This window comes from Bacillus cereus group sp. MYBK227-1, from assembly GCF_051916325.1.
GTDB lineage: Bacteria > Bacillota > Bacilli > Bacillales > Bacillaceae_G > Bacillus_A > Bacillus_A cereus.
Map to the genome: position 1 here is coordinate 520,231 of NZ_JBQAGK010000003.1, position 24,802 is coordinate 545,032.

Sequence of the window (24,802 nt, forward strand, 5' to 3'; positions counted from 1 at the left end):
AGTACATGAACTTTTTTGTATATAAAAAAACGATCCAAATGGATCGTTTTTTAAACGCCTTACGCGTTTACTTGTTTCGCTAAGCGAGATTTTTGACGAGCTGCAGCGTTTTGGTGGATAAGACCTTTACGAGCTGCTTTGTCAAGTTTTTTAGAAGCAGTTTTGAAAGCTTCTTTAGCATTTTCAAGATCGTTATTAGTAACTAAAGCTTCTACAGTTTTAACAGCAGAACGCATGTCAGACTTGATAGAAGCGTTATGTGCACGACGCTCTTCGCTAAGTTTAGCGCGTTTGATAGCAGATTTGATGTTTGCCATACTTTTCACCTCCCTGGTGCAATCGAATGACTCGATTCTTACATAGAACAAGTGATATTCTATCAAACGGTGAAGAGAATTGCAATAGTATATCCATGAAATTTCACGTAAAGGAAAGAATGACCTTATATAACTTTGGGAAATCTAACGATATTTACTATGAATTACGGAGGAGATACGATGAAAGAACCATTAGATTTAAGTAAATATAGCATTAGAACTGACCTTGCTGTAGAAGCCCATCAAATGTTGCAAGAAAGCCAAGAGGAACAAAAAGGGATACAGGGAGTTATTGTAAAAGAGAGAGAAGAAGAGGGGACTATAATTACAAAAGTAACAATTGATGAAGCTGCCTCTGAAGCGATGGGTAAAAAGCCTGGAAATTATTTAACGCTTGAAGTTCAAGGTATACGTCAGCAAGATACAGAACTTCAACAAAAAGTGGAGCGTATTTTTGCAAAAGAATTTTCTAATTTCTTAGAAGAGGTTGGCGTTACAAAAGAAGCAAGCTGTTTAATTGTAGGTCTTGGGAATTGGAATGTAACACCAGATGCTCTTGGACCGATAGTTGTAGAAAATGTATTAGTAACGAGACATTTGTTTCAATTACAGCCTGAAAGTGTAGAAGAAGGGTTTAGGCCTGTTAGTGCAATTCGGCCGGGGGTAATGGGAATTACAGGAATCGAAACGAGCGATGTTATTTATGGGATTATTGAGAAGACGAACCCGGACTTTGTAATTGCGATTGACGCATTAGCTGCCCGTTCTATTGAACGAGTAAATAGCACGATACAAATTTCTGATACTGGAATTCATCCCGGATCGGGGGTTGGGAATAAACGTAAAGAACTAAGTAAAGACACATTAGGTATCCCTGTAATCGCGATTGGTGTTCCGACTGTGGTCGATGCTGTTTCGATTACAAGTGATACGATTGATTTTATTTTGAAACATTTCGGCCGAGAGATGAAAGAAGGAAATAAACCTTCACGCTCTTTGTTACCAGCGGGATTTTCATTTGGAGAAAAGAAAAAATTAACGGAAGAAGATATGCCGGATGAAAAGAGCAGAAATATGTTTTTAGGTGCTGTTGGTACGTTGGAAGAAGAAGAAAAAAGAAGGCTGATTTATGAAGTGCTATCTCCTCTTGGTCATAATTTAATGGTAACCCCAAAAGAAGTAGATACTTTTATTGAGGATATGGCGAATGTAATAGCGAGTGGTTTAAATGCGGCGCTGCATCATCAAATTGATCAAGATAATACGGGAGCATATACACATTGAGGGGAACAGATGATTATCGTTTGAGTCGCTTTACGCTTTTGTGTATATGTAGTGTGGCTTTATGTTTACTTATGATGATAGCAGGAGTGGCACTTGCTAATCATGGTTTGAAAAGTATGAAAGGCTATCAGCAACTGTCATATGAACAAATAGCTCATATGACAGGGACAGAAAGTACAGGTGCTGAATCAGAAATTTTGGGTAGCTCGTTTTCGGCCTCAGAAAAACAACAACAGTTAGAACGTTTAAGAAGTTTTAATGTTGTAGAAGGAATTGGGATGGCAGTAGCAAGTGTAGCTTATGAAATGACGAAGTTCGGAACGGATATCGTTGTTGGGAAAATAAAAGGAATTTTTAGCTAAGAGTAACATGGGAGGCGGTTGTTTTACTGGTTTGTAAGACAGCCGTTTTAAAATTTGAAAAGGGTTTGTCTCTTATGGTTTATTCGCATAAGATATAGATAGAATGATTTGTATCGTAAGCAGCACGAGTTTTCATTGAATCTTTGTTGCTCTATTGATATAATCAGTGCTAGTGTATATTGGCGAGACTATTAGGAGTTGAGAACATAGATGAATAAAGAAGAAAGAGCAAAAAGACAGTCAAAAATTCGTAATTTCTCTATTATTGCTCATATTGACCACGGAAAATCAACGTTAGCAGACCGTATTTTAGAGAAAACAAACGCGTTAACACAACGTGAAATGAAAGCTCAGTTGCTTGACTCTATGGATTTAGAGCGTGAGCGTGGTATTACAATCAAATTAAACGCAGTACAATTAAACTATAAAGCAAAAGATGGTGAAGAGTATATTCTTCATTTAATTGATACACCAGGACACGTCGACTTTACGTACGAAGTATCTCGTAGTTTAGCGGCTTGTGAAGGCGCGATTCTTGTAGTAGATGCAGCGCAAGGTATTGAAGCGCAAACGTTAGCAAACGTATACTTAGCGCTTGATAATAATTTAGAAATTTTACCAGTTATTAATAAAATCGACTTACCGAGTGCGGATCCAGAACGTGTACGTCAAGAGGTAGAAGATGTAATTGGTTTAGATGCATCAGAAGCGGTACTTGCTTCTGCGAAAGCTGGAATTGGTATTGAAGAAATTTTAGAACAAATTGTTGAAAAAGTACCAGCTCCGTCGGGTGATTCAGAAGAGCCATTACAATGTATGATTTTCGACTCTTTATATGATCCGTACCGCGGTGTAATTGCTTATATTCGTGTTGTAAATGGAACAGTAAAAGTTGGCGATAAAGTACGTATGATGGCAACGGGTAAAGAATTTGAAGTAACAGAAGTAGGTGTATTTACACCGAAAACTACGCAACGTGACGAGTTAACAGTAGGTGATGTAGGTTTCTTAGCAGCATCGATTAAAAATGTTGGTGACACACGTGTTGGTGATACGATTACACATGCGAAACGTCCAGCTGCAGAGCCGTTAGCAGGTTACCGTAAGTTAAACCCGATGGTATTCTGTGGTCTGTATCCAATTGACTCTGCTCGTTATAACGATTTACGTGATGCATTAGAAAAATTAGAGTTAAACGATTCTGCTCTTGAGTTTGAACCAGAAACATCTCAAGCGCTAGGATTTGGTTTCCGTTGTGGTTTCTTAGGGCTTCTTCACATGGAAATCATTCAAGAACGTATTGAACGTGAATTTAAGATTGACTTAATTACAACAGCGCCAAGCGTTATTTATAAAGTTTATTTAACTAACGGTGAAGATGTTATTGTTGATAACCCATCTAATATGCCAGATCCACAGTCTATCGATCGTGTAGAAGAGCCGTTTGTGAAGGCTTCAATTATGGTTCCGAATGACTATGTTGGAGCTGTAATGGAGATTTGCCAAGGTAAACGTGGAACGTTTATTGATATGCAATATTTAGATGAAACGCGTGTTACATTAACATATGAAATCCCGTTATCAGAAATCGTATATGACTTCTTCGATCAATTGAAATCAAATACGAAAGGGTATGCATCATTTGACTACGAGTTAATTGGCTATAAGCCATCTAAACTTGTGAAAATGGATATTCTTTTAAATAATGAACAAGTGGATGCTTTATCATTTATCGTACACCGTGATTCAGCGTATGACCGTGGTAAAGTAATCGTAGAGAAATTAAAAGAATTAATTCCGAGACAACAGTTCGAAGTGCCAATTCAGGCGACTATCGGAAATAAAGTTGTAGCACGTTCTACAATTAAAGCGATGCGTAAAAACGTACTTGCAAAATGTTACGGCGGTGACATTTCTCGTAAGCGTAAACTTCTTGATAAGCAAAAAGAAGGTAAAAAACGTATGAAGTCTGTTGGCTCTGTAGAAGTACCGCAAGAGGCATTCATGGCTGTACTGAAAATGGATGACAACTAATATTTGAAATAAAAAAGAAGTCGTTTGTGCGGCTTCTTTTTTCTGTATAATTACTTTTTAGACATCTGAGCAGCTCTCATTTACAATAATGAGAGAGCTTTTTAGTTCATATAGAGTTAGGAGATTGTTAATGTCCGAAAATATTCGAAAAGATATTCAAGATAAAATACAAAATGGTAATTTTAATTGTGAAAAGGAATTGACGCTTTCTATTATTAGTGGAAAGTGGAAAGTTGTGATACTGTGGCATCTTGGTGTGGAAGGGCCGCATCGTTTCAGTGAATTACAACGGTTATTCCCAAGCATTTCTCATAAAGTTTTGTCGAACCAATTAAAAGAGTTAATGGAAGATGGGATTGTTGATCGGACAGTATATCCCGAAATTCCTCCTCGCGTTGAGTATTATATGACGGAACTAGGCATGTCACTTTTACCGATCGTTGAAATGATGTATGATTGGGGAAAAATGCGAATGGAACAAATTCGTAATACGTTAGAGAAGTAGAGAACCCTCCGGAGTGCGGAGGTTTTCTTTTTAGAAAGGTAGGAGTTATATTTGGTACAAGCTGCATACATTCATATTCCATTTTGTCAGCACATTTGTCACTATTGTGATTTTAATAAAGTGTTTATTGAACGCCAACCGGTTGATCAATATTTAGATTATTTAGAGAAGGAAATAATAAATACGGTTCAAAAAGTTCCATTTGATAGTATGAAAACGATTTTTGTGGGTGGGGGAACTCCGACAGCGTTAAATATGGAACAGACAAAAAAATTACTCGAGATTATTAATCGTCATTTGCGTCCGTTCGCCCCGAATTGTGAATTAACATTTGAAGCGAATCCAGGAGATTTACCGAAAGAGAAGCTAAATGTACTGCTAGAAGGTGGAGTAAATCGAATTAGTTTTGGTGTGCAAACGTTCCGTGATGAACTTCTTGAGAAGATCGGGCGCAAGCATACGAGGGAAGATGCATTCCTCGCGATTCGAGAGGCACAGGAAGTAGGCTTTAAAAATATTAATGTAGATATTATTTATGCTTTGCCAGGACAGACGATAGAAGATGTAAAAGAAACATTAGATATTGCTTTTACGCTTGGTGTACAACATTTCTCGGCATATTCATTAATTGTGGAGCCAAAAACAGTGTTTTATAACTTAATGAACAAAGGGAAATTACGTCTTCCGGGTGAAGACCATGAAGCGAAAATGTATGAAATAGTAATGGATGAAATGGAGAAACACGGTTATAACCAGTATGAAATTAGTAATTTCTCAAAAGGTGACAATAAAAGTAGACATAATCTCACATACTGGAATAATGAAGAGTATTATGGATTTGGAGCTGGAGCTCATAGTTATGTGAACGGAGAACGTATTCAAAATGTTGGTCCTCTGAAGCAATATTTTAATAAAATTGATGAAACAGGATTTCCGTATTTAGATGTTCACAAAGTGACGGAGAAAGAAAGAATGGAAGAAGAGCTGTTCTTAGGGCTTCGAAAAACAAAAGGTGTTTCTAAAACGGCGTTCCGCAATAAATTTAATGTAGAGATGGATCAAGTTTTCGCGAAGCAGTTACAAAGCAACCAAGAGCAGGGATTGCTTGAAGAGGAAGATGGACATGTGCGTTTAACGCGAAAAGGAAAATTATTAGGGAATGAAGTATTCCAATCATTTTTGATTGACTAATTAAATGTTCCATAGGCGTGAAAAAGTTTCATTATTTCGTGACGTTTCCGTTGACAATTGAATGTCAATTTTGGTAAGTTATTAATAGATTTAGCACTCAAAGACAAAGAGTGCTAACAGAGGTGATGATGAGATGCTTACGGAACGTCAGCTCTTAATTTTACAAACAATTATTGATGACTTTATTGGATCAGCGCAGCCCGTTGGGTCTAGAACGTTGGCTAAAAAAGATGAAATCACATTTAGTTCAGCTACTATTCGAAATGAAATGGCGGACTTAGAAGAATTAGGTTTTATTGAAAAAACGCACAGTTCTTCTGGACGTGTTCCTTCTGAGAAAGGCTACCGATTTTATGTAGACCATCTTTTAGCGCCGCAAAACTTACCGAACGCTGAAATTGTACAAATTAAAGATTTATTTGCTGAAAGAATTTTTGAAGCGGAAAAAATTGCACAGCAATCTGCTCAAATTTTATCAGAACTTACGAATTATACGGCAATTGTTCTTGGACCGAAGTTAAGTACAAATAAACTTAAAAATGTACAAATTGTGCCGCTTGATCGTCAAACTGCAGTCGCTATTATTGTAACCGATACAGGGCATGTACAAAGTAAAACGATTACCGTTCCGGAATCTGTTGATTTATCAGATTTAGAAAAAATGGTTAATATTTTAAATGAAAAGCTATCTGGCGTACCGATGGAAGAACTTCATAATAAAATCTTTAAGGAAATTGTTACAGTTTTACGTGGGTATGTTCATAATTACGATAGTGCAATAAAAATGTTGGATGGTACATTTCAAGTTCCGTTATCGGAAAAGATATACTTTGGAGGAAAAGCAAATATGCTTTCGCAGCCAGAGTTCCATGACATTCAAAAGGTTAGATCTTTACTTACCATGATTGATAATGAAGCCGAATTTTATGACATTTTGCGTCATAAACAAGTCGGGATTCAAGTGAAAATTGGTAGGGAAAACTCTTCGACGGCTATGGAGGATTGTAGTTTAATTTCTGCAACATATTCGATCGGCGAAGAGCAACTTGGAACAATTGCTATTTTAGGTCCTACGAGAATGCAATATTCTCGTGTAATTAGTTTGTTACAGTTATTTACGAGACAATTTACTGATGGGCTTAAAAAGTAAATGAGAGTAATACATTCGCTCAAGTGATGAAATTTTCATTGCTGTGTGTAATATATAATGATTAGGTAATCATGCTATGCATGATACCTAATACCTTTTAAGGAGGTGAATATTGTGGAAGAGCGTAACGAACAAGTGGTAGAAGAAGTAAAAGAAGCGCAAGTTGAAGAAGCTGTCACGCCAGAAAACAGTGAAGAAACTGTAGAAGAAAAAAGTGAGGCTGCTCTTTTACAAGAAAAAGTAGATGAGTTACAAGCGAAACTAACGGAAACGGAAGGTCGCACATTACGTCTACAAGCTGATTTTGAAAATTATAAGCGCCGTGTCCAAATGGATAAACAGGCTGCTGAAAAATATAGAGCACAAAGTCTAGTTTCAGACATCTTGCCAGCTCTTGATAATTTTGAAAGAGCAATGCAAGTGGAAGCGACTGATGAGCAAACGAAATCATTGTTACAAGGTATGGAGATGGTGCATCGTCAATTGTTAGAAGCGCTGACTAAAGAAGGTGTGGAAGTGATTGAAGCTGTTGGTAAACAGTTTGATCCTAATGAACACCAAGCTATTATGCAAGTGGAAGATAGTGAATTTGAATCAAACGCGGTTGTGGAAGAATTCCAAAAAGGTTATAAATTAAAAGACCGTGTGATTCGCCCATCAATGGTAAAAGTAAATCAATAATTTACATAAAACTAGGAGGATTCGCCATGAGTAAAATTATCGGTATTGACTTAGGTACAACAAACTCTTGTGTAGCTGTTATGGAAGGTGGAGAACCAAAGGTTATCCCAAATCCAGAAGGGAACCGTACAACACCTTCTGTTGTAGCTTTCAAAAATGAAGAACGTCAAGTTGGGGAAGTTGCAAAGCGCCAAGCAATTACAAACCCAAATACAATCATGTCTGTTAAACGTCATATGGGTACAGACTACAAAGTAGAAGTTGAAGGTAAAGATTATACACCTCAAGAAATTTCTGCAATCATTTTACAAAATTTAAAAGCTTCTGCTGAAGCATACTTAGGTGAAACAGTAACGAAAGCTGTTATTACAGTACCTGCATACTTCAACGATGCAGAGCGTCAAGCAACGAAAGATGCTGGTCGTATCGCTGGTTTAGAAGTTGAGCGTATCATTAACGAGCCAACAGCAGCAGCACTTGCTTACGGTTTAGAAAAACAAGACGAAGAACAAAAAATCTTAGTATATGACTTAGGTGGCGGTACATTTGACGTATCTATCCTTGAGTTAGCAGACGGCACATTCGAAGTTATTTCAACTGCTGGTGACAACCGTCTTGGTGGCGATGACTTTGACCAAGTTATCATCGATCACTTAGTAGCTGAGTTCAAAAAAGAAAATAACATTGATTTAAGTCAAGATAAAATGGCGCTTCAACGCTTGAAAGATGCAGCTGAAAAAGCGAAAAAAGATCTTTCTGGTGTAACACAAACTCAAATTTCATTACCATTCATTAGTGCTGGAGCTGCTGGTCCATTACACTTAGAATTAACGTTAACAAGAGCGAAATTCGAAGAGCTTTCAGCAGGTCTTGTTGAAAGAACATTAGAGCCAACTCGTCGTGCATTAAAAGACGCTGGTTTTGCTCCAAGCGAATTAGATAAAGTTATTCTTGTTGGTGGATCTACTCGTATCCCAGCTGTACAAGAAGCTATTAAACGTGAAACTGGTAAAGAGCCATATAAAGGTGTAAACCCTGATGAAGTTGTAGCATTAGGTGCTGCAGTTCAAGGTGGCGTACTTACTGGTGATGTAGAAGGCGTTCTATTATTAGACGTAACTCCACTTTCTTTAGGTATTGAAACTATGGGTGGCGTGTTCACGAAATTAATCGAGCGTAACACTACAATTCCAACAAGTAAGTCACAAGTATTCTCGACAGCTGCTGATAATCAACCAGCAGTAGACATTCACGTATTACAAGGTGAGCGTCCAATGTCAGCTGACAACAAAACGTTAGGTCGTTTCCAATTAACTGACCTTCCGCCAGCACCACGTGGTATTCCACAAATCGAAGTAACATTCGATATTGATGCGAACGGTATCGTTAACGTACGTGCGAAAGACTTAGGAACAAGCAAAGAGCAAGCTATTACAATCCAATCTTCTTCAGGTCTTTCTGATGAAGAAGTAGAACGTATGGTACAAGAAGCGGAAGCAAATGCTGACGCTGACCAAAAACGTAAGGAAGAAGTTGAACTTCGTAACGAAGCTGACCAACTTGTATTCCAAACAGACAAAGTTGTAAAAGATTTAGAAGGTAAAGTAGATGCAGCTGAAGTTGCAAAAGCAACAGAAGCGAAAGAAGCATTACAAGCTGCAATTGAGAAAAACGAGCTTGAAGAAATTCGTGCGAAAAAAGATGCTTTACAAGAAATCGTACAACAATTAACTGTTAAATTATACGAGCAAGCTCAAGCAGCTGCTGGTCAAGCAGAAGGTGCGCAAGGTGCACAAGACGCTGGCGCGAAGAAAGACAATGTAGTTGACGCTGAGTTTGAAGAAGTAAAAGAAGACAAGTAATTCAACTGTAAACATAATAAGTAAGATGACAAAAAGTCAAAGTCAAGCGTGCCTTGACTTTGGCTTTTTTCACGAATGAGAAGCGATGTGTGAGGATCTTAAGTTTTTCGCTTTGCATACTGTAAGTGAGGAAACTTTGTTGCAAAGCACTTTCTTTCGGTGTTAAAATTACGTTTATGTGAAAGATTCGGGGGTTGTAAATTTATGAGTAAACGAGACTATTATGAGGTCCTTGGACTTAGCAAGGGCGCTTCAACAGATGAAATAAAAAAAGCGTATCGTCGTTTGGCTAAAAAATACCATCCAGACGTAAGCAAAGAAGAAAATGCAATTGAAAAGTTTAAAGAAGTACAAGAAGCATATGAAGTGTTAAGTGATGATCAAAAGCGTGCGCAGTACGATCAATTTGGTCATGCTGGTGCAAATCAAGGATTCGGTGGATTTGGCGGCGGAGGAGACTTCGGCGGTGGCTTCGGTTTTGAAGATATATTTAGTTCTTTCTTTGGCGGTGGCGGCGGCAGACGTCGTGATCCAAATGCTCCGCGCCAAGGTGCTGACTTACAATATCAAGTCACTTTAGATTTTGAAGAAGCTATTTTTGGTAAGGAATTAAATGTGGAAATTCCAGTAGAAGATCCATGTGATACTTGTAAAGGTAGTGGAGCAAAACCAGGAACTTCAAAAGAAACATGTAAACATTGTTCAGGTTCTGGTCAAGTGAGTGTTGAACAAAACACACCGTTTGGTCGTATCGTAAACCGTCAAGCTTGTGGTCATTGTTCAGGAACTGGACAAATTATTAAAGAAAAATGTACGACATGTCACGGTTCAGGTAAAGTTCGTAAACGTAAAAAAATCAATGTTAAAATTCCAGCGGGTATCGATAATGGTCAACAAATTCGAGTGTCTGGAAAAGGTGAAGCCGGCGTAAATGGCGGACCAGCAGGAGACTTATATGTTGTCGTTCATGTAAGAAATCATGAATTCTTCGAGCGTGAAGGAGATCACATTATTTGCGAAATGCCATTAACATTTGCGCAAATGGCGCTTGGTGATGAAGTGGAAGTTCCTACTGTTCATGGTAAAGTGAAGCTGAAAATTCCAGCAGGAACACAAACTGGAACAGAATTCCGCTTAAAAGGAAAAGGTGCTCCGAATGTACGTGGATACGGCCAAGGAGATCAATATGTAGTCGTTCGTGTTGTTGTACCGACGAAATTGACTTCACAGCAAAAAGATTTATTACGTGAATTTGCAGGACAAGAAGAGCAGGATGATAGTTTATTCGGAAAGCTTAAACGTGCTTTCAAAGGGGAATAATGGAAATAAAAAATGGAGTTGGTAAATTGTGAAATGGTCAGAAATTAGTATTCATACAACAGAAGAAGCAGTAGAAGCTGTCTCTCATATTTTACATGAAGCTGGTGCTAGTGGAGTTGCGATTGAGGATCCAGCGGAGTTAACGAAAGAGCGCGAGCAACAATATGGTGAAATTTATGCATTGAACCCAGATGAATATCCGGCGGAAGGTGTATTAATAAAAGCGTATTTCCCGCAAACGGATTCTTTACATGAAGCGATTGCAGGTGTAAAATCATCTATTGATGTGCTTCCATCTTACGACATCGAAATTGGTACTGGAAATATTACCGTTAACGAAGTCAATGAAGAAGATTGGGCTACTGCTTGGAAAAAATATTACCATCCAGTACAAATTTCTGATACATTCACAATCGTACCGACTTGGGAAGAATATACACCATCTTCTCCTGATGAAAAAATCATTGAATTAGACCCGGGTATGGCGTTTGGTACAGGAACTCATCCAACAACAACGATGTGTATCCGTGCTTTAGAAAAAACAGTACAGCCAGGTGACAACATTATTGATGTAGGAACAGGTTCTGGTGTACTTAGTATTGCAGCAGCAAAATTAGGTGCGTCTTCTGTTCAAGCGTATGATTTAGATCCGGTTGCGGTTGAAAGTGCAGAAATGAATGTACGTTTAAATAAAACAGATGATATCGTGTCTGTTGGACAAAATAGTCTTTTAGAAGGTATTGAAGGTCCAGTTGATTTAATCGTAGCTAACTTATTAGCAGAAATTATTCTATTATTCCCTGAAGATGCAGCAAGAGTTGTGAAGTCAGGTGGATTATTTATTACATCGGGCATTATTGCTGCGAAGGAAAAAGTAATTTCTGAGGCGCTAGAAAAAGCTGGATTTACAATTGAAGAAGTGTTACGAATGGAAGATTGGGTAGCAATTATTGCACGAAATGCGTAATATAGATTTTAGTCTATAATGAAAAGGGGAGTCTCTCACTATAAGGTGAGGGACTTGCCGTTTGTTATATGAAAAATGATAACGTTTCGTTCTTTTCGTAAGTGTTGACTTACGAAAGGAACGAAACTCTACTAAGGTGATTATATGCAACGTTATTTTGTAGAAGAGAAATATGTAAATGAGACAAGTATTCGCATTGTAGGTGATGACGTACATCATATCGCAAGAGTGATGCGTATGTCAGCTGGTGATCATATTTATTGCTGTGTAAATGGAAAAACAGCAGTATGTTCAATTGATGAAATTACCAGTGAATTTATTAATACGGCTATTGTAGAATGGGTAGAGGCGTCAAGTGAACTTCCTGTTTTCGTGACGATTGCAAGTGGACTGCCAAAAGGAGACAAGCTAGAGTTAATTTTTCAAAAAGGAACTGAGCTTGGGGCAGCTGCATTCTTACCATTTCAAGCATCTCGCTCTATCGTAAAATGGGATGCGAAAAAAGCTGATAAAAAAGTTGAGCGTTTAAGAAAAATTGTGAAAGAAGCTGCGGAACAATCACATAGAAGTGAAATTCCAGAAGTACATGCTCCGGCATCATTTAAGCAATTGCTTTCAATGAGTGGTGAGTATGATGCTTGTCTTGTTGCTTACGAAGAGGAAGCAAAACAAGGCGAGAAATCTAATTTTGCGAAAGCTTTAACGACAATGAAACCAGGTCAAAAGCTATTGATTGTATTTGGCCCAGAAGGCGGTTTAGCTGAGGAAGAGATTACAGCGCTTCGTGAACATAAATTTGTACCATGTAGTTTAGGACCAAGAATTTTAAGAACAGAAACGGCGCCGTTATACGCGTTAAGTGCTGCTTCGTATCATTTTGAATTGATGGGGTGATGATCAATGTCAACTGTTGCGTTCCATACGTTAGGTTGTAAAGTAAACCACTATGAAACAGAAGCCATTTGGCAATTGTTTAAACAAGGTGGTTATGAAAGAACAGAATATGAAAAGAAAGCTGATGTATATGTTATTAACACATGTACAGTAACGAATACTGGGGACAAAAAAAGCCGTCAAGTAATCAGACGTGCTGTGCGTCAAAATCCAGATGCAGTTATTTGCGTAACGGGATGTTATGCACAAACATCTCCAGCTGAAATTATGGCGATTCCAGGTGTAGATATTGTAGTTGGTACACAGGATCGTGAAAAGATGTTAGGTTACATCGAAGAATTCCGTAAAGAGCGTCAACCAATTAATGCTGTCCGCAATATTATGAAAACACGTGTGTACGAAGAACTTGATGTACCTTATTTCACGGATCGTACACGTGCGTCTTTAAAAATACAAGAGGGTTGCAATAACTTCTGTACATTCTGTATCATTCCTTGGGCGCGCGGTTTAATGCGTTCTCGTGATGGAAAAGAAGTTATTAAACAAGCGCAACAATTAGTGGATGCAGGCTATAAAGAAATCGTATTAACGGGTATTCATACAGGTGGATACGGCGAAGACATAAAAGATTATAACTTAGCTGGATTACTTCGTGATATGGAAGCGGAAGTAGGCGGATTAAAACGTCTTCGTATTTCTTCTATTGAAGCGAGTCAAATTTCAGATGAAGTAATTGAAGTGTTAGATAAATCTGAAGTAGTTGTACGTCACTTGCATATTCCGTTGCAATCTGGCTCTAATACTGTATTAAAACGTATGCGTCGTAAATATACGATGGAATTCTTCCAAGAGCGTTTAGATCGTTTGAAAGAAGCGTTACCAGGCCTTGCGATTACATCTGACGTAATCGTTGGTTTCCCAGGTGAAACAGAAGAAGAATTCATGGAAACATACAATTTCATTAAAGAGAACCGCTTCTCTGAGTTACATGTGTTCCCTTACTCAAAACGTACAGGAACACCTGCAGCGCGCATGGAAGATCAAGTTCCTGAAGATGTGAAGAACGATCGTGTTCATCGTTTAATTGAGCTATCTAATCAATTAGCGAAAGAGTACGCATCAGCGTTTGAAGGTGAAGTGCTTGAAATCATTCCGGAAGAGCAATTTAAAGAGGGCGACCGTGAAGGGTTATATGTAGGTTATACAGATAACTACTTGAAAATTGTATTTGAAGGATCAGAAGAATTAATTGGTAAGCTAGTGAAAGTGAAAATTACGAAAGCTGGTTATCCATATAACGAAGCGCAATTTGTTCGTGTTCTTGAAGATGATGTGAAAAAAGAATCAGCTAGCGCATAAAAAGAGCGTGCAACCGGAAACGGTTTGCATGCTTTCTTTATTTGAAGCGGTTAAGTAATAGAAGGTGGGGAGGCGTTTCATGCATCCCTGTATGAAAAAAGATGAAATGATAAAAATATAGTTGTCTTCATCAGTGAAGGATACTAGTTATTTGCATAACTTTTGAAAAGGAAATGCTTCTATTCTTCTTTTATTCTGCCAAATAGTTGACCTGAAGTGATAAAATGTATTATAATCGTAAAAGACATGCTGAAGAAGTGTTTCTTTTTGCATGCTGAAGTTAGTATGTAAGTGTGATGTTTCGGAGGGAGGGAAAGAGAATGTCAAAAACAGTCGTTCGTAAAAACGAGTCTTTGGAGGATGCACTTCGCCGTTTTAAAAGATCGGTTTCTAAAACTGGTACACTTGCTGAAGCAAGAAAGCGCGAGTTTTATGAAAAACCAAGTGTAAAACGTAAGAAGAAATCTGAAGCGGCAAGAAAGCGTAAATTCTAAGAGAGGGTGTAAGTTATGAGTCTTCTCGGTCGTTTAAACGATGATATGAAACAAGCGATGAAGAATAAACAAAAAGAAAAATTAACCGTTATTCGTATGGTTAAGGCTGCTTTACAAAATGAAGGTATTAAACTGCAACATACTCTTACTGAAGAAGAGGAAATAACAGTTTTAGCTCGTGAAGTAAAACAGTATAAGGACTCCCTCCTTGAATTTAAAAAAGCTGGTCGTGAAGACCTTGTTAATAAACTGCAAAGTGAAATTCAGATTTTAAGCGCATATTTGCCAGAGCAATTAACTGAAGAAGAACTAGTTGATGTAATCAAGCAAGTTATTTCTGAAGTTGGTGCGACTTCTAAAGCAGATATGGGTAAGGTGATGACTGCTGTTATGCCGAAAGTAAAAGGTAAAACAGACGGATCACTTGTGAATAAGCTGGTTATCCAGCTATTAGCATAAAAAAACGTCTCATTTCGTATGAGACGTTTTTTTATTGTTCTGATTAAGGAGAAACGCTATATTGCTTAAAAAGCGTTTCTGTAAGTGATAAAAACCCCTCTAGTTAAAGTTTCAATTTATTATTTCCTTGTATAATTCCGATTCTACACCTATTCTTACTTCCTTGACTAAAACTTCTTTCGCGAATAAAAGCTAAGTACCGAGCCTTCTGAAACTCAGATTGAAGTTTTATAGCTTGCTCTTCAGCATAATCCTCAAAGGTAACGAAAGAGATTCTAACTATTTTAGATTTTGCATCAGTTGCATAAAATGGCTGGATATTACTGTCGGTAACTTGTTTTATAACATTCAAAACTTCTTGACCAAAGCCGATTTCCTTTCGTATTTCCTCATTTATTAATTCATTTTTTAATGAACCCTAATATTTTTTGAAATTCATATAACAACCATCTATAAAATATTCTTACTTACAACGTAACATTCAGAGTGAAGAAATTTTCTTTTTTTTTGATTTTATCCCGCATTAACGGGTAGCCCGATTGGTGAGGATTGATTATAGTTTTACTTTATCTCAGTTGTCCAATAAATGACAACTACTTATTCTATGGTCAGTATGTCACGTCCAGAACGAATTGTAACAGGTTTTTTCAAGTTTCCCACTTCTCGCTAGGCTCAATTTCTTAATGTAACTTGTACTGATATCCTGTAGGGGCGCATATTCTTGTATTAATACTTCTATTATCTGATCCATCATTGTCCTGACAAATATGATTTCATATAGCGACTGTTTTAATTAACATGATATGAACTCTTGCAGAATATAGTTATGTTAGTGAAGTCGTTATAACACGATAGGCACTTGTGAAGAAATACATATATATGGGATGAGAGGGGGTCTTTCGAGATGAAGAAATTAGAACAAATGAAAAATTGGTTGACAAAACAAGTAGACCTACCAGTGGATGTATTAATGGATCTACCTCGGATTACTCTTGTTGGGCAAATACATATTTATATAGAAAATCATCGGGGGTTATTAGTGTTTTCAGATAAAGAAGTGCGATTGCTTTTAAAACACGGTCAATTATTAATTAAAGGACAATCCTTTGTTATTAAAACGATTCTTCCAGAAGAGCTTTTACTCGAGGGGATAATTGAGCAAGTAACATTTTTAGAAAATGAAAAAAAAGGTGATTGAAGTGAAACTTCCATTTGTGAAGTTTTTCTTCTTTATCCTGTAAAAGTTCCGTTGATAGAGACTGATTACAGTTTTACTCTGTTTTATTTTAGTACGAGCTATTTTAATGCTTCAAATAAAAAGTAGTATATCTACTTTTAGAAAGGTAGTGAAGGTGGTAAATGAAAAATAAATGGTTTATAAAGTGGCTTGGATATGTAAAAGTGCGAATTGAAGGTAGAGGAGCGGAACGGTTTGTTAATGAATGTGTACGGAGGAATTTATTAGTTTGGGATGTTAAAAAGATAGCTGATGAAACGTTAGTTTTTTGTATGTTGTTACGCGATGTGAAAAAAATAAAACCAATTTATAGAAAAAATGAATGTAAATTATATTTTATTGGACGTTATGGTTTTCCTTTTTGGAATAAACGTTTAATTAAAAACAGTGGATTTTTAATTGGTTTTTTAATTTTCTTTTTTGGTGTGATTGCAATGTCAAATATGGTTTGGAAAATTGAAATTACAGGAGCTAAACCTGAAACAGAATATATATTGATGAAAGAATTGGATAAAATGGGTATTAAAAAAGGGAAACTACAATTTCAAATGCCGAATGTAGAAGATGTACAACGCCATTTGACAGATAATATTAATGCCATTACTTGGGCGGGACTAGAAGTAAGGGGAACGACTTATCATTTTAAAATTGTTGAAAAAAACGAACCAAAGAAAGAAAAGGAACAAAGGCCGCAAAATTTAGTAGCAAAAAAAGAAGCGATTATTACAAAAACGTTTGTAGAAGTTGGAAAGCCGGTTGTACTGAAAAATGATCATGTAGAAAAAGGACAGATTCTCGTATCGGGAATATATGGTAATGAGGAAAGTCCGACGATTGTTTCAGCGAAAGGTATTGTATATGGCGAAACGTGGTATACATCTAAGGTGGATGTCCCGTTAAAGACGCAATTCCAAGTGTATACTGGTAATGTATACAATGAACATTTTCTTAAATTTGGGGATACGAAAATAAAAATATGGGGATTTCAGCATGATAAGTATAAACGCTCTCGTACTGAAAGTGTAAAGCATGATGTGAAATTATTTGGTTTTACACTGCCGATTGCATATGAAAAAGATGTTGTGAGAGAAGAGGAAGAAGCGAATCGAGAATATACAGAAAAGCAAGCGCTGAAAGTAGCGAAGGAGATGGCCGAAAAAGAACTAAAGAAAAAATTGGATGAACATGCTATGATTGTAAGTGATAAGATTTTGAGTAAAGAGGTTGAGGCGGATCAACTAAAAGTTACATTGCATTATACTGTGGTTGAAAATATTGCAGAGCCACAACCAATATCCGAATCCGATATTCAAGGAGACTGAGTAATGGCAGAACAATTAGTAGAAATGAACCAACAATTGGAAAATGCTAACGAAGCAATCGCTCTTTTTGGAGTTAATGATGCGCATTTAAAAGTAATTGAACGAGAACTGAATGTATCGATCGTAACTAGAGGAGAAACTGTTCATGTATCTGGGGCAGTTGAAACGGTGGCACTCGTAGAAAAAATCTTACAGCAATTACTTGTTGTAATTCGTAAAAGTATATCAATTTCAGAGAGAGATGTTGCGTATGCGATTCAGCTTGCACAACAAGGGAAAATTGCTCAATTTGAAGAGTTATATGAGGAAGAAATTTTCAAGACTGCAAAAGGTAAATCCATTCGTGTAAAAACAATGGGGCAAAGAAGATATATTCATGCGATGAAGAAGAATGATATTGTCTTTGGGATAGGGCCTGCAGGAACTGGAAAAACATATTTAGCTGTAGTAATGGCTGTGAGGGCTTTAAAACAAGGATATGTAAAGAAAATTATTTTAACAAGACCTGCTGTAGAAGCTGGAGAAAATTTAGGTTTTTTACCAGGGGATTTGAAAGAGAAGGTAGATCCATACTTACGCCCGTTATATGATGCTTTACATGATATTCTTGGACAAGAATATACGCAGCGTATGATGGAGCGAGGAGTAATTGAAATAGCTCCGCTTGCTTATATGAGGGGGCGTACGCTTGATGATTCATTTGTTATTTTAGATGAGGCTCAAAATACAACGGGTGCTCAAATAAAAATGTTTTTAACAAGATTAGGTTTTAGTTCTAAAATGGTTATTACAGGGGACCCTTCACAAGTAGACTTGCCAAAAGGGGTAAAATCAGGGCTATCTATAGCTGCTAATATTTTATCTGGTGTATCAGGTCTGTCATTTATTACATTAGAACAAACGGACGTTGTGAGACATCCATTGGTGCAACGTATTATTGAGGCATATGATAAAATGGAATGATCCTATTTGTCAGGATCATTTCTTTTTGTATGATAAGGTTGGCGAACGTCATATTTTTTACTATCATGAAAGATAAGGAAAATAAACTATTGGTACTAGTGTATAAAATATTGCCTCAAAGTATCGTTTGGTAGAAGAAATGAAAGCTATAAATAGTTTCACTTTATTTCTGGAGAGGAGAAGGTATTGAAATCATGTCAAGATCTCAAGAAATTTCTAAGTGGTTTCGTAATTTACAACATTCGAAAAAACTAAGTTGGATTTCTTACGTTGTGTTAGGAGCAGTGCTGTTTTTTGCGCTTATGAATAATGTAAAACCAGAACAATTAGATGTTAATATGTATTCTATTGCGAAAAAGACAATCCATTCTCCTATAAAAATTGAAGATAAAGTTACAACGGATAAAAAGAAAAAAGAAGCCGCTACAAAAGTTGAAGATCAATATACATATAAAAGTGAGTATAAACAAAACAAAGTTGATATTGTGAATGACGTCTTTGCTAAAGTGGATGAAGTGGTGCAAGAGATTAAAGCTGTTGGACCGGATGATCAAAAAAAGATGACTGATGCTGAGAAAGTGGACAAGTTAAAAAAGAAACTACCCGCTGACTTAACGAAAGAGTTATCTGATTCAAACTTACTGAATTTGATTAATGCAGATCCGAGCCAATTAGTATTAGCGAAAGATGCTGCGGTCACAGCGATTAATAGTATCATGACTGAGCATATTAAAATGGACGAATTGAAAGATGCGAAAGAACGATATGTAAGTGAGATGAATAGTGTTAATGTTGATAATGGTTTAAAAGAATCAATTAAGGCGCTAGGAAGATATGCAATTTCAGCTAACTATTTTTATGACCCAATCTTAACGAAAGAGAAGAGAAAAGCAGAGGAAGATTTAGTTCCACCTGTTTATATTCTTCAAGGACAAGTTCTTGTTAGAGAAGGTGAAACAATTTCAAGTGATGTGTATAATCAGTTGAAATTAGTTGGTTTGTTAGAAAAAGGGAACGGTTTTCAACCTTATGTTGGATTAGCGGTACTCATTGGTGTGTTACTATACTTTATGCATAAACAATTTGAATTATTTTTAAAGAGAAAAAGAGAAGATAGACCGTATGTTTTAGCGTATATTACAATTTTGTCTATCACAATCGTCTTAATGAAAATCATTAGTTTGTTTCAAAAACTTGAATACGCAGGGATTGCATATGTTGTCCCAGTTGCGATGGGAACAATACTTGTAAAACTAATGATTGGTGATCGATTTGTCTTTTTAACGAGTATGATTTTTTCTGTATGCGGAAGTATTATGTTTAATGAAGGAGTAACGAGTACATTAAATTATAGTGTAGGGATTTACGTATTGTTAAGTTCGTTATCGGTTAGTATTTTCTTGCGAGAAAAAAATCGTCGTACAATGATTTTACAAGCTGGTATACTCGTTTCTGTATTAAATGTAGTCGTATTGGCGGCGCTTTTATTATTACGTAATGGGAATTTTTCGCCTCTTGAAATTGGTACGCAATTATTAATGGCTTCACTTTCAGGGATTATATCATCCGTTTTGGCTATGGGGATTTTACCATATTTAGAAAGTGGACTTGGAATCGTATCAAGTATGAAGCTTATGGAACTATCAAGTCCAAATCATCCGCTTTTACGCAGAATTTTGTTAGAAGCGCCAGGGACATATCATCATAGTGTAATGGTAGCGAATCTTTCTGAGGCTGCTTGTGAAGCAGTTGGGGCAAATGGTGTATTAGCGCGTGTAGGGGCATATTATCATGATGTAGGAAAAACAGTACAACCGCAATTCTTTATTGAAAACCAAATGGGAATTAAAAACCCGCATGATAAATTAGATCCTGTAACGAGTAAAGATATTATAATTGCTCACGTAACGGATGGAGTAAGAATGCTCGAAGAATATCATATTCCACAAGAAATTATTGATATCGCTGGGCAACATCACGGTACAACGTTACTGAAATATTTTTATTATAAAGCTATTAAAGAAGATAAAGAAAAATATACAGAAGAGATGTTCCGTTATCCAGGTTCAAAAGCAACTTCGAAAGAATCGGCAATTGTTGGTATTGCTGATAGTGTAGAAGCTGCGGTACGTTCTATGAATCACCCAACGCCAGAACAAATTAATAATTTGGTGCAAAGTATTATTAAAGATCGACTGCAAGACGGTCAATTTAGTGAATGTGATTTGACGTTTAAGGAACTACAAATCGTTGGAAAAACGTTGTGTGAAACGTTAAATGGTATTTTCCATTCGCGTATTACATATCCGGAACCTCCGGAAGAAAAGGAGAAAGAATGAGTTTGTTAATTGATTTTATTGATGAAACAGAAGAAGTAAAAGAAGAGTATATGAGTTTAATTCGTGAAGTGTTAGAAAAAGCAGCTCAAATGGAAAATATCGAGGATGGTGCGGAGGTATCGGTGACATTTGTAGATAATGAGCGCATTAGAGAAATTAATCGTGATTACCGAGATAAAGATCAACCTACAGATGTAATATCCTTTGCCATGGAAGAGATGGGAGAAGGAGAAATGGAGATTGTTGGTGCAGAGATGCCGCGCATGTTAGGGGATCTTATTATCTCTATTCCAAGGGCGAAAGAGCAAGCTGAAGAGTACGGACATTCTTTCGATCGTGAACTTGGATTTTTGGCGTTACATGGCTTTTTACATTTACTTGGTTATGATCACATGACAGAAGAAGATGAAAAAGAAATGTTCGGAAGACAAAAAGAAATTTTAGAAGCTTTTGGATTAGGACGATGAAAAAAGGAAAACTTATAGATAGTTTTGGATATGCTATAGCTGGTATATTCTTTTGTTTTCGTCATGAACGAAATATGAAAATCCATTATTTAGCCGCAGTCATTGTTATATGCTGCGGCTTTTATTTCCATATTACGAAAATAGAGTGGATGATATTACTTATTGTAATAGGGAGTGTAATGAGTTTAGAGATGGTAAATACGGCTGTGGAAAAAACGGTAGATTTAGCGACTGCCGATATTCATCCGTTTGCAAAAATTGCAAAGGATGTTGCGGCAGGAGCGGTTTTATTGTTTGCAATTATAGCTGTTATAATTGGTGCTATTATCTTTTTACCGTATATGGTATAGTTGCATTCCGAAGCTTTTATTAAGCTTTGGAAGTGCCGTAAGGGCCTTTAATGAGAGAGTGTATCTCTTCATAGCTGTGAACAGGAAGGATGCGGGAATATGAATAGTAAACAATTAATTCTAGAAGCAATCGAAGCGCGTAAACAAGCGTACGTACCATATTCTAAATTTCAAGTAGGTGCAGCATTATTAACGCGCGATGGAAAAGTGTATCGTGGATGTAATGTTGAGAATGCATCATATGGCTTATGTAATTGTGCTGAAAGAACAGCTTTATTTAAGGCGGTTTCTGAAGGGGATAACGAATTTGTAGCCATTGCGGTTGTAGCAGATACAAAGCGTCCAGTACCTCCTTGTGGAGCATGTCGACAAGTTATGGTAGAATTATGTAAACAGGATACGAAAGTATACTTATCAAACTTACATGGTGACGTTCAAGAGACGACAGTCGGAGAATTGTTACCAGGAGCATTTTTAGCGGAGGATTTACATGAATAGAAAAGGTTATAAATCAGGTTTTGTCTCTATTATTGGCAGACCGAATGTTGGAAAATCTACATTTTTAAACCGTATTATCGGCCAGAAAATTGCTATTATGAGTGATAAGCCACAAACGACTCGTAATAAAATTCAAGGTGTATATACAGAAAATGATGCACAAGTTATTTTCATTGATACACCAGGAATACATAAACCTAAACATAAATTAGGCGACTTCATGGTAAAGATGGCGCAAACGACATTAAAAGAAGTTGATATTGTTCTGTTTATGGTTAATGCAGTTGAAGGATTTGGTCGTGGTGAGGAATTCATCATTGAGAAATTAAAAGAAACAAAACAACCAGTATTTTTAGTCATTAATAAAATTGACCAACTTCATCCAGAGCAATTACTAGAGTTAATTGATCAATATCGTAAACTACATGAGTTTGCAGAGATTGTACCAATTTCTGCGTTAGACGGTAATAATGTGGACGCTTTAATTGGGACAATTAAAAAGTATTTACCAGAAGGACCACAATACTATCCAGAGAATCAAGTAACGGATCATCCGGAGAGATTTATTATTGCAGAGCTTATTCGTGAGAAAGTACTACATTTAACACGTGAAGAAGTGCCGCATTCTGTGGCTGTTGTTATCGATGCGATTCAAAAGCGTGAGGGCGGGGCAGTTTATATAAATGCAACGATTGTTGTTGAACGTGCATCACAAAAAGGAATCATCATCGGAAAACAAGGAAAAATGTTAAAAGAAGTTGGTAAGCGAGCTCGTTTTGATATTGAAGCGCTACTTGGTTCTAAAGTATTTTTAGAAGTATGGGTAAAAGTGCAAAAAGATTGGCGTAATAAAATGTCTCAGCTTCGTGACCTAGGTTTCCGCGAGGATGAGTACTAAAATAGAGTAAAGTTGTAATCAGTGGATGGTTGGTTCATCCACTGATTATTGGTTTTTATGAACTTTGATAAATTAGGAAAAATTTTTCTCACATGAAAATGGACAAAATGGGTCAATTTAATAACAACAAAGGAAATTGGTTTATAGGCTACGCTTATTGAGAAAGGTGGATTCTTATGCTAGATTTTACCTGGAAGTTTTTCTCCAAAACAGGAAGCATTGAAACGTACTTGCTTTTGAAAGAAATGGAAAAAGACGTAAACGATGAGATGGATCAACATGAAGAGGAGCTAGCGCATCTAGACTCTCCAATTTCTTGACCCGTTTTGTTCAAACCTTGGATGGTGACGAACATGTTTCAAAAAGTTGAGGGCATCGTTATCCGTACGACAGATTACGGAGAAACGAACAAAATTGTTACAATATTCTCAAGAGAACTTGGTAAGGTAAGTGCAATGGCAAGAGGGGCAAAAAAACCGAAAAGCCGATTAGCATCTGTGTCGCAATTAATGACACATGGCCATTTTCTAATTCAAATGGGATCTGGGCTTGGAACATTGCAACAAGGCGAGATTATTTCAACTATGAAAGAAATTCGCGAGGATATATTTTTAACTGCTTATGCATCATTTATTGTTGAGTTAACTGATAAAGCAACAGAAGATAAAAAACATAATCCGTATTTATTTGAAATGTTATATCAAACGTTGCATTATATGTGTGAGGGTGTTGATCCAGAAGTATTATCATTAATTTATCAAACGAAAATGCTTCCGGTATTAGGGATGCGCCCGTACTTTGATACATGTGCGATTTGTCATCAAGAAACAGACTTTGTCGCCTTCTCCGTCAGGGAAGGCGGTTTTCTGTGCTCACGTCATGCAGAGCAAGACCCATATCGTATACCGGTAGGAGAAGCTGTTCATAAATTATTACGTCTTTTCTTCCATTTCGATTTACATAGGCTCGGAAATGTATCGGTAAAGGATAGCACAAAAAAACAAATGCGTTTAGTATTGAATACATATTATGATGAATATTGCGGAATTTATTTGAAATCAAGACGTTTTTTAGAACAACTTGATAAGTTTCAAATATAATTTTGGGCCGTATACGGTCCTTTTTACATACTTTCTTTTTCGAATAGCATATTTAGTATATAATATTTAAGAGATAGTATAACTTTTTTCGTTGTGCATTAAAGGTGGTGATTATCATAGAGCTGAATAAACGGCAAGAACATATCATTCAGATTGTAAAAGATCACGGTCCTATTACAGGGGAATCAATTGCAGCGCAATTGGGTCTAACACGTGCGACGCTAAGACCAGACTTAGCAATTTTAACGATGGCTGGTTATTTAGAAGCACGTCCACGCGTAGGTTATTTTTATACGGGTAAAACTGGGGGGCAGCTATTATCTGAAGCTGTTAAGAAAATTAAAGTACAAGATTATCAATCTAGACCGGTTGTAATTGATAAAAATGTTTCCGTATACGATGCAATTTGTACGATGTTTTTAGAGGACGTTGGTACATTGTTCGTTGTAGATCAGATGACTCTATTAGTTGGTGTTGTGTCTCGTAAAGATTTATTAAGAGCGAGCTTAGGAAAGCAGGATTTAACCTCTCTTCCGGTTAATATTATCATGACAAGGATGCCAAACATTGCGATGTGTCGTAGAGAGGATTCTTTATATGATATTGCGATGGAATTAATAGAAAGACAGATTGATGCAATGCCAGTTGTAAAAGATACGAAACAAGGTTTAGAAGTGATTGGGCGAATTACAAAAACAAATATTACACGTGCGTTTGTAAATTTAGTAAATAACGAATAAGTGTAATTT

26 protein-coding genes are annotated in these 24,802 nt (G+C 36.7%); 25 read left to right on the forward strand and 1 reads right to left on the reverse strand.

Annotation, left to right across the window (positions count from 1 at the left end):
* Positions 1–59 precede the first annotated feature (59 nt).
* Positions 60–317, reverse strand: coding sequence for a 30S ribosomal protein S20 (gene rpsT / locus ACTFRM_RS15955; RefSeq protein WP_001274011.1), 258 nt, complete (start codon positions 315–317; stop codon positions 60–62).
* A 180-nt stretch (positions 318–497) separates the two neighbouring features.
* Between rpsT and gpr the strand changes: the two genes are divergently transcribed.
* The 25 genes from gpr (at position 498) to ACTFRM_RS16080 (ending at position 24,793) form a co-directional block, all read left to right on the forward strand.
* Complete coding sequence (gpr, locus tag ACTFRM_RS15960) at positions 498–1,601, forward strand: GPR endopeptidase (RefSeq protein ID WP_000662618.1); 1,104 nt, start codon at positions 498–500, stop codon at positions 1,599–1,601.
* Positions 1,598–1,963, forward strand: a complete 366-nt coding sequence (locus ACTFRM_RS15965; RefSeq protein ID WP_001215037.1) for a YqxA family protein — start codon at positions 1,598–1,600, stop codon at positions 1,961–1,963. The genes gpr and ACTFRM_RS15965 overlap by 4 nt, the downstream gene beginning before the upstream one ends.
* 210 nt (positions 1,964–2,173) lie before the next feature.
* Entirely contained in the window at positions 2,174–3,997 is a 1,824-nt protein-coding gene (lepA, locus tag ACTFRM_RS15970) for an elongation factor 4 (RefSeq protein WP_001030951.1), read from the forward strand.
* A gap of 130 nt (positions 3,998–4,127) precedes the next feature.
* Positions 4,128–4,502: a winged helix-turn-helix transcriptional regulator gene (locus ACTFRM_RS15975; protein WP_001293539.1), complete on the forward strand. Its 375-nt coding sequence runs from the start codon at positions 4,128–4,130 to the stop codon at positions 4,500–4,502.
* Positions 4,503–4,553: 51 nt separating this feature from the next.
* Positions 4,554–5,693: a radical SAM family heme chaperone HemW gene (gene hemW, locus ACTFRM_RS15980; RefSeq protein WP_000249433.1), complete on the forward strand. Its 1,140-nt coding sequence runs from the start codon at positions 4,554–4,556 to the stop codon at positions 5,691–5,693.
* Between the two features lie 133 nt (positions 5,694–5,826).
* Positions 5,827–6,843, forward strand: a complete 1,017-nt coding sequence (gene hrcA / locus ACTFRM_RS15985) for a heat-inducible transcriptional repressor HrcA (protein ID WP_000954941.1) — start codon at positions 5,827–5,829, stop codon at positions 6,841–6,843.
* 114 nt (positions 6,844–6,957) lie between these two features.
* Positions 6,958–7,524 (forward strand): nucleotide exchange factor GrpE, encoded by a 567-nt coding sequence (gene grpE / locus ACTFRM_RS15990; protein WP_000392711.1) that lies wholly within the window; start codon positions 6,958–6,960, stop codon positions 7,522–7,524.
* 26 nt (positions 7,525–7,550) lie between these two features.
* Positions 7,551–9,386, forward strand: coding sequence for a chaperone protein DnaK (dnaK, locus tag ACTFRM_RS15995; protein WP_000034700.1), 1,836 nt, complete (start codon positions 7,551–7,553; stop codon positions 9,384–9,386).
* Between the two features lie 204 nt (positions 9,387–9,590).
* Positions 9,591–10,706 carry a chaperone protein DnaJ gene (gene dnaJ, locus ACTFRM_RS16000; RefSeq protein WP_000043947.1) on the forward strand — a complete coding sequence of 372 codons (1,116 nt, stop codon included), beginning with the start codon at positions 9,591–9,593 and terminating at the stop codon, positions 10,704–10,706.
* A 28-nt stretch (positions 10,707–10,734) separates the two neighbouring features.
* Positions 10,735–11,673, forward strand: a complete 939-nt coding sequence (gene prmA / locus ACTFRM_RS16005) for a 50S ribosomal protein L11 methyltransferase (protein WP_440043455.1) — start codon at positions 10,735–10,737, stop codon at positions 11,671–11,673.
* Between the two features lie 144 nt (positions 11,674–11,817).
* Positions 11,818–12,567 carry a 16S rRNA (uracil(1498)-N(3))-methyltransferase gene (locus ACTFRM_RS16010; RefSeq protein WP_001190154.1) on the forward strand — a complete coding sequence of 250 codons (750 nt, stop codon included), beginning with the start codon at positions 11,818–11,820 and terminating at the stop codon, positions 12,565–12,567.
* 6 nt (positions 12,568–12,573) lie between these two features.
* Positions 12,574–13,926, forward strand: coding sequence for a tRNA (N(6)-L-threonylcarbamoyladenosine(37)-C(2))-methylthiotransferase MtaB (gene mtaB, locus ACTFRM_RS16015; RefSeq protein WP_000108680.1), 1,353 nt, complete (start codon positions 12,574–12,576; stop codon positions 13,924–13,926).
* A gap of 320 nt (positions 13,927–14,246) precedes the next feature.
* On the forward strand, positions 14,247–14,420 hold the full coding sequence (gene rpsU, locus ACTFRM_RS16020) for a 30S ribosomal protein S21 (protein WP_000048061.1): 174 nt from the start codon (positions 14,247–14,249) through the stop codon (positions 14,418–14,420).
* A 15-nt stretch (positions 14,421–14,435) separates the two neighbouring features.
* Positions 14,436–14,879 (forward strand): GatB/YqeY domain-containing protein, encoded by a 444-nt coding sequence (locus tag ACTFRM_RS16025; RefSeq protein WP_000054562.1) that lies wholly within the window; start codon positions 14,436–14,438, stop codon positions 14,877–14,879.
* A 904-nt stretch (positions 14,880–15,783) separates the two neighbouring features.
* On the forward strand, positions 15,784–16,077 hold the full coding sequence (gene yqfC, locus ACTFRM_RS16030) for a sporulation protein YqfC (RefSeq protein WP_000732269.1): 294 nt from the start codon (positions 15,784–15,786) through the stop codon (positions 16,075–16,077).
* Positions 16,078–16,238: 161 nt separating this feature from the next.
* The gene (yqfD, locus tag ACTFRM_RS16035) at positions 16,239–17,438 is read left to right on the forward strand and encodes a sporulation protein YqfD (protein WP_000792498.1); all 1,200 of its coding nucleotides are present in this window, start codon (positions 16,239–16,241) and stop codon (positions 17,436–17,438) included.
* 3 nt (positions 17,439–17,441) lie between these two features.
* Positions 17,442–18,401, forward strand: a complete 960-nt coding sequence (locus ACTFRM_RS16040; RefSeq protein ID WP_000840501.1) for a PhoH family protein — start codon at positions 17,442–17,444, stop codon at positions 18,399–18,401.
* Between the two features lie 194 nt (positions 18,402–18,595).
* Complete coding sequence (locus ACTFRM_RS16045; protein WP_000091510.1) at positions 18,596–20,740, forward strand: HD family phosphohydrolase; 2,145 nt, start codon at positions 18,596–18,598, stop codon at positions 20,738–20,740.
* Positions 20,737–21,207, forward strand: coding sequence for an rRNA maturation RNase YbeY (ybeY, locus tag ACTFRM_RS16050; RefSeq protein WP_000054684.1), 471 nt, complete (start codon positions 20,737–20,739; stop codon positions 21,205–21,207). The genes ACTFRM_RS16045 and ybeY overlap by 4 nt, the downstream gene beginning before the upstream one ends.
* On the forward strand, positions 21,204–21,557 hold the full coding sequence (locus ACTFRM_RS16055; protein WP_000715464.1) for a diacylglycerol kinase family protein: 354 nt from the start codon (positions 21,204–21,206) through the stop codon (positions 21,555–21,557). The genes ybeY and ACTFRM_RS16055 overlap by 4 nt, the downstream gene beginning before the upstream one ends.
* 99 nt (positions 21,558–21,656) lie before the next feature.
* Positions 21,657–22,055, forward strand: a complete 399-nt coding sequence (locus tag ACTFRM_RS16060; protein WP_001086283.1) for a cytidine deaminase — start codon at positions 21,657–21,659, stop codon at positions 22,053–22,055.
* Complete coding sequence (gene era, locus ACTFRM_RS16065; RefSeq protein ID WP_001080230.1) at positions 22,048–22,953, forward strand: GTPase Era; 906 nt, start codon at positions 22,048–22,050, stop codon at positions 22,951–22,953. Before ACTFRM_RS16060 ends, era begins: the two co-directional genes overlap by 8 nt.
* A gap of 176 nt (positions 22,954–23,129) precedes the next feature.
* A complete protein-coding gene (locus ACTFRM_RS16070) occupies positions 23,130–23,273 on the forward strand; it encodes a YqzL family protein (protein WP_000883924.1) in 144 nt (47 codons plus the stop codon).
* A 33-nt stretch (positions 23,274–23,306) separates the two neighbouring features.
* Entirely contained in the window at positions 23,307–24,053 is a 747-nt protein-coding gene (recO, locus tag ACTFRM_RS16075) for a DNA repair protein RecO (RefSeq protein ID WP_000487009.1), read from the forward strand.
* A 107-nt stretch (positions 24,054–24,160) separates the two neighbouring features.
* A complete protein-coding gene (locus tag ACTFRM_RS16080; RefSeq protein ID WP_000583756.1) occupies positions 24,161–24,793 on the forward strand; it encodes a helix-turn-helix transcriptional regulator in 633 nt (210 codons plus the stop codon).
* Positions 24,794–24,802 lie beyond the last annotated feature (9 nt).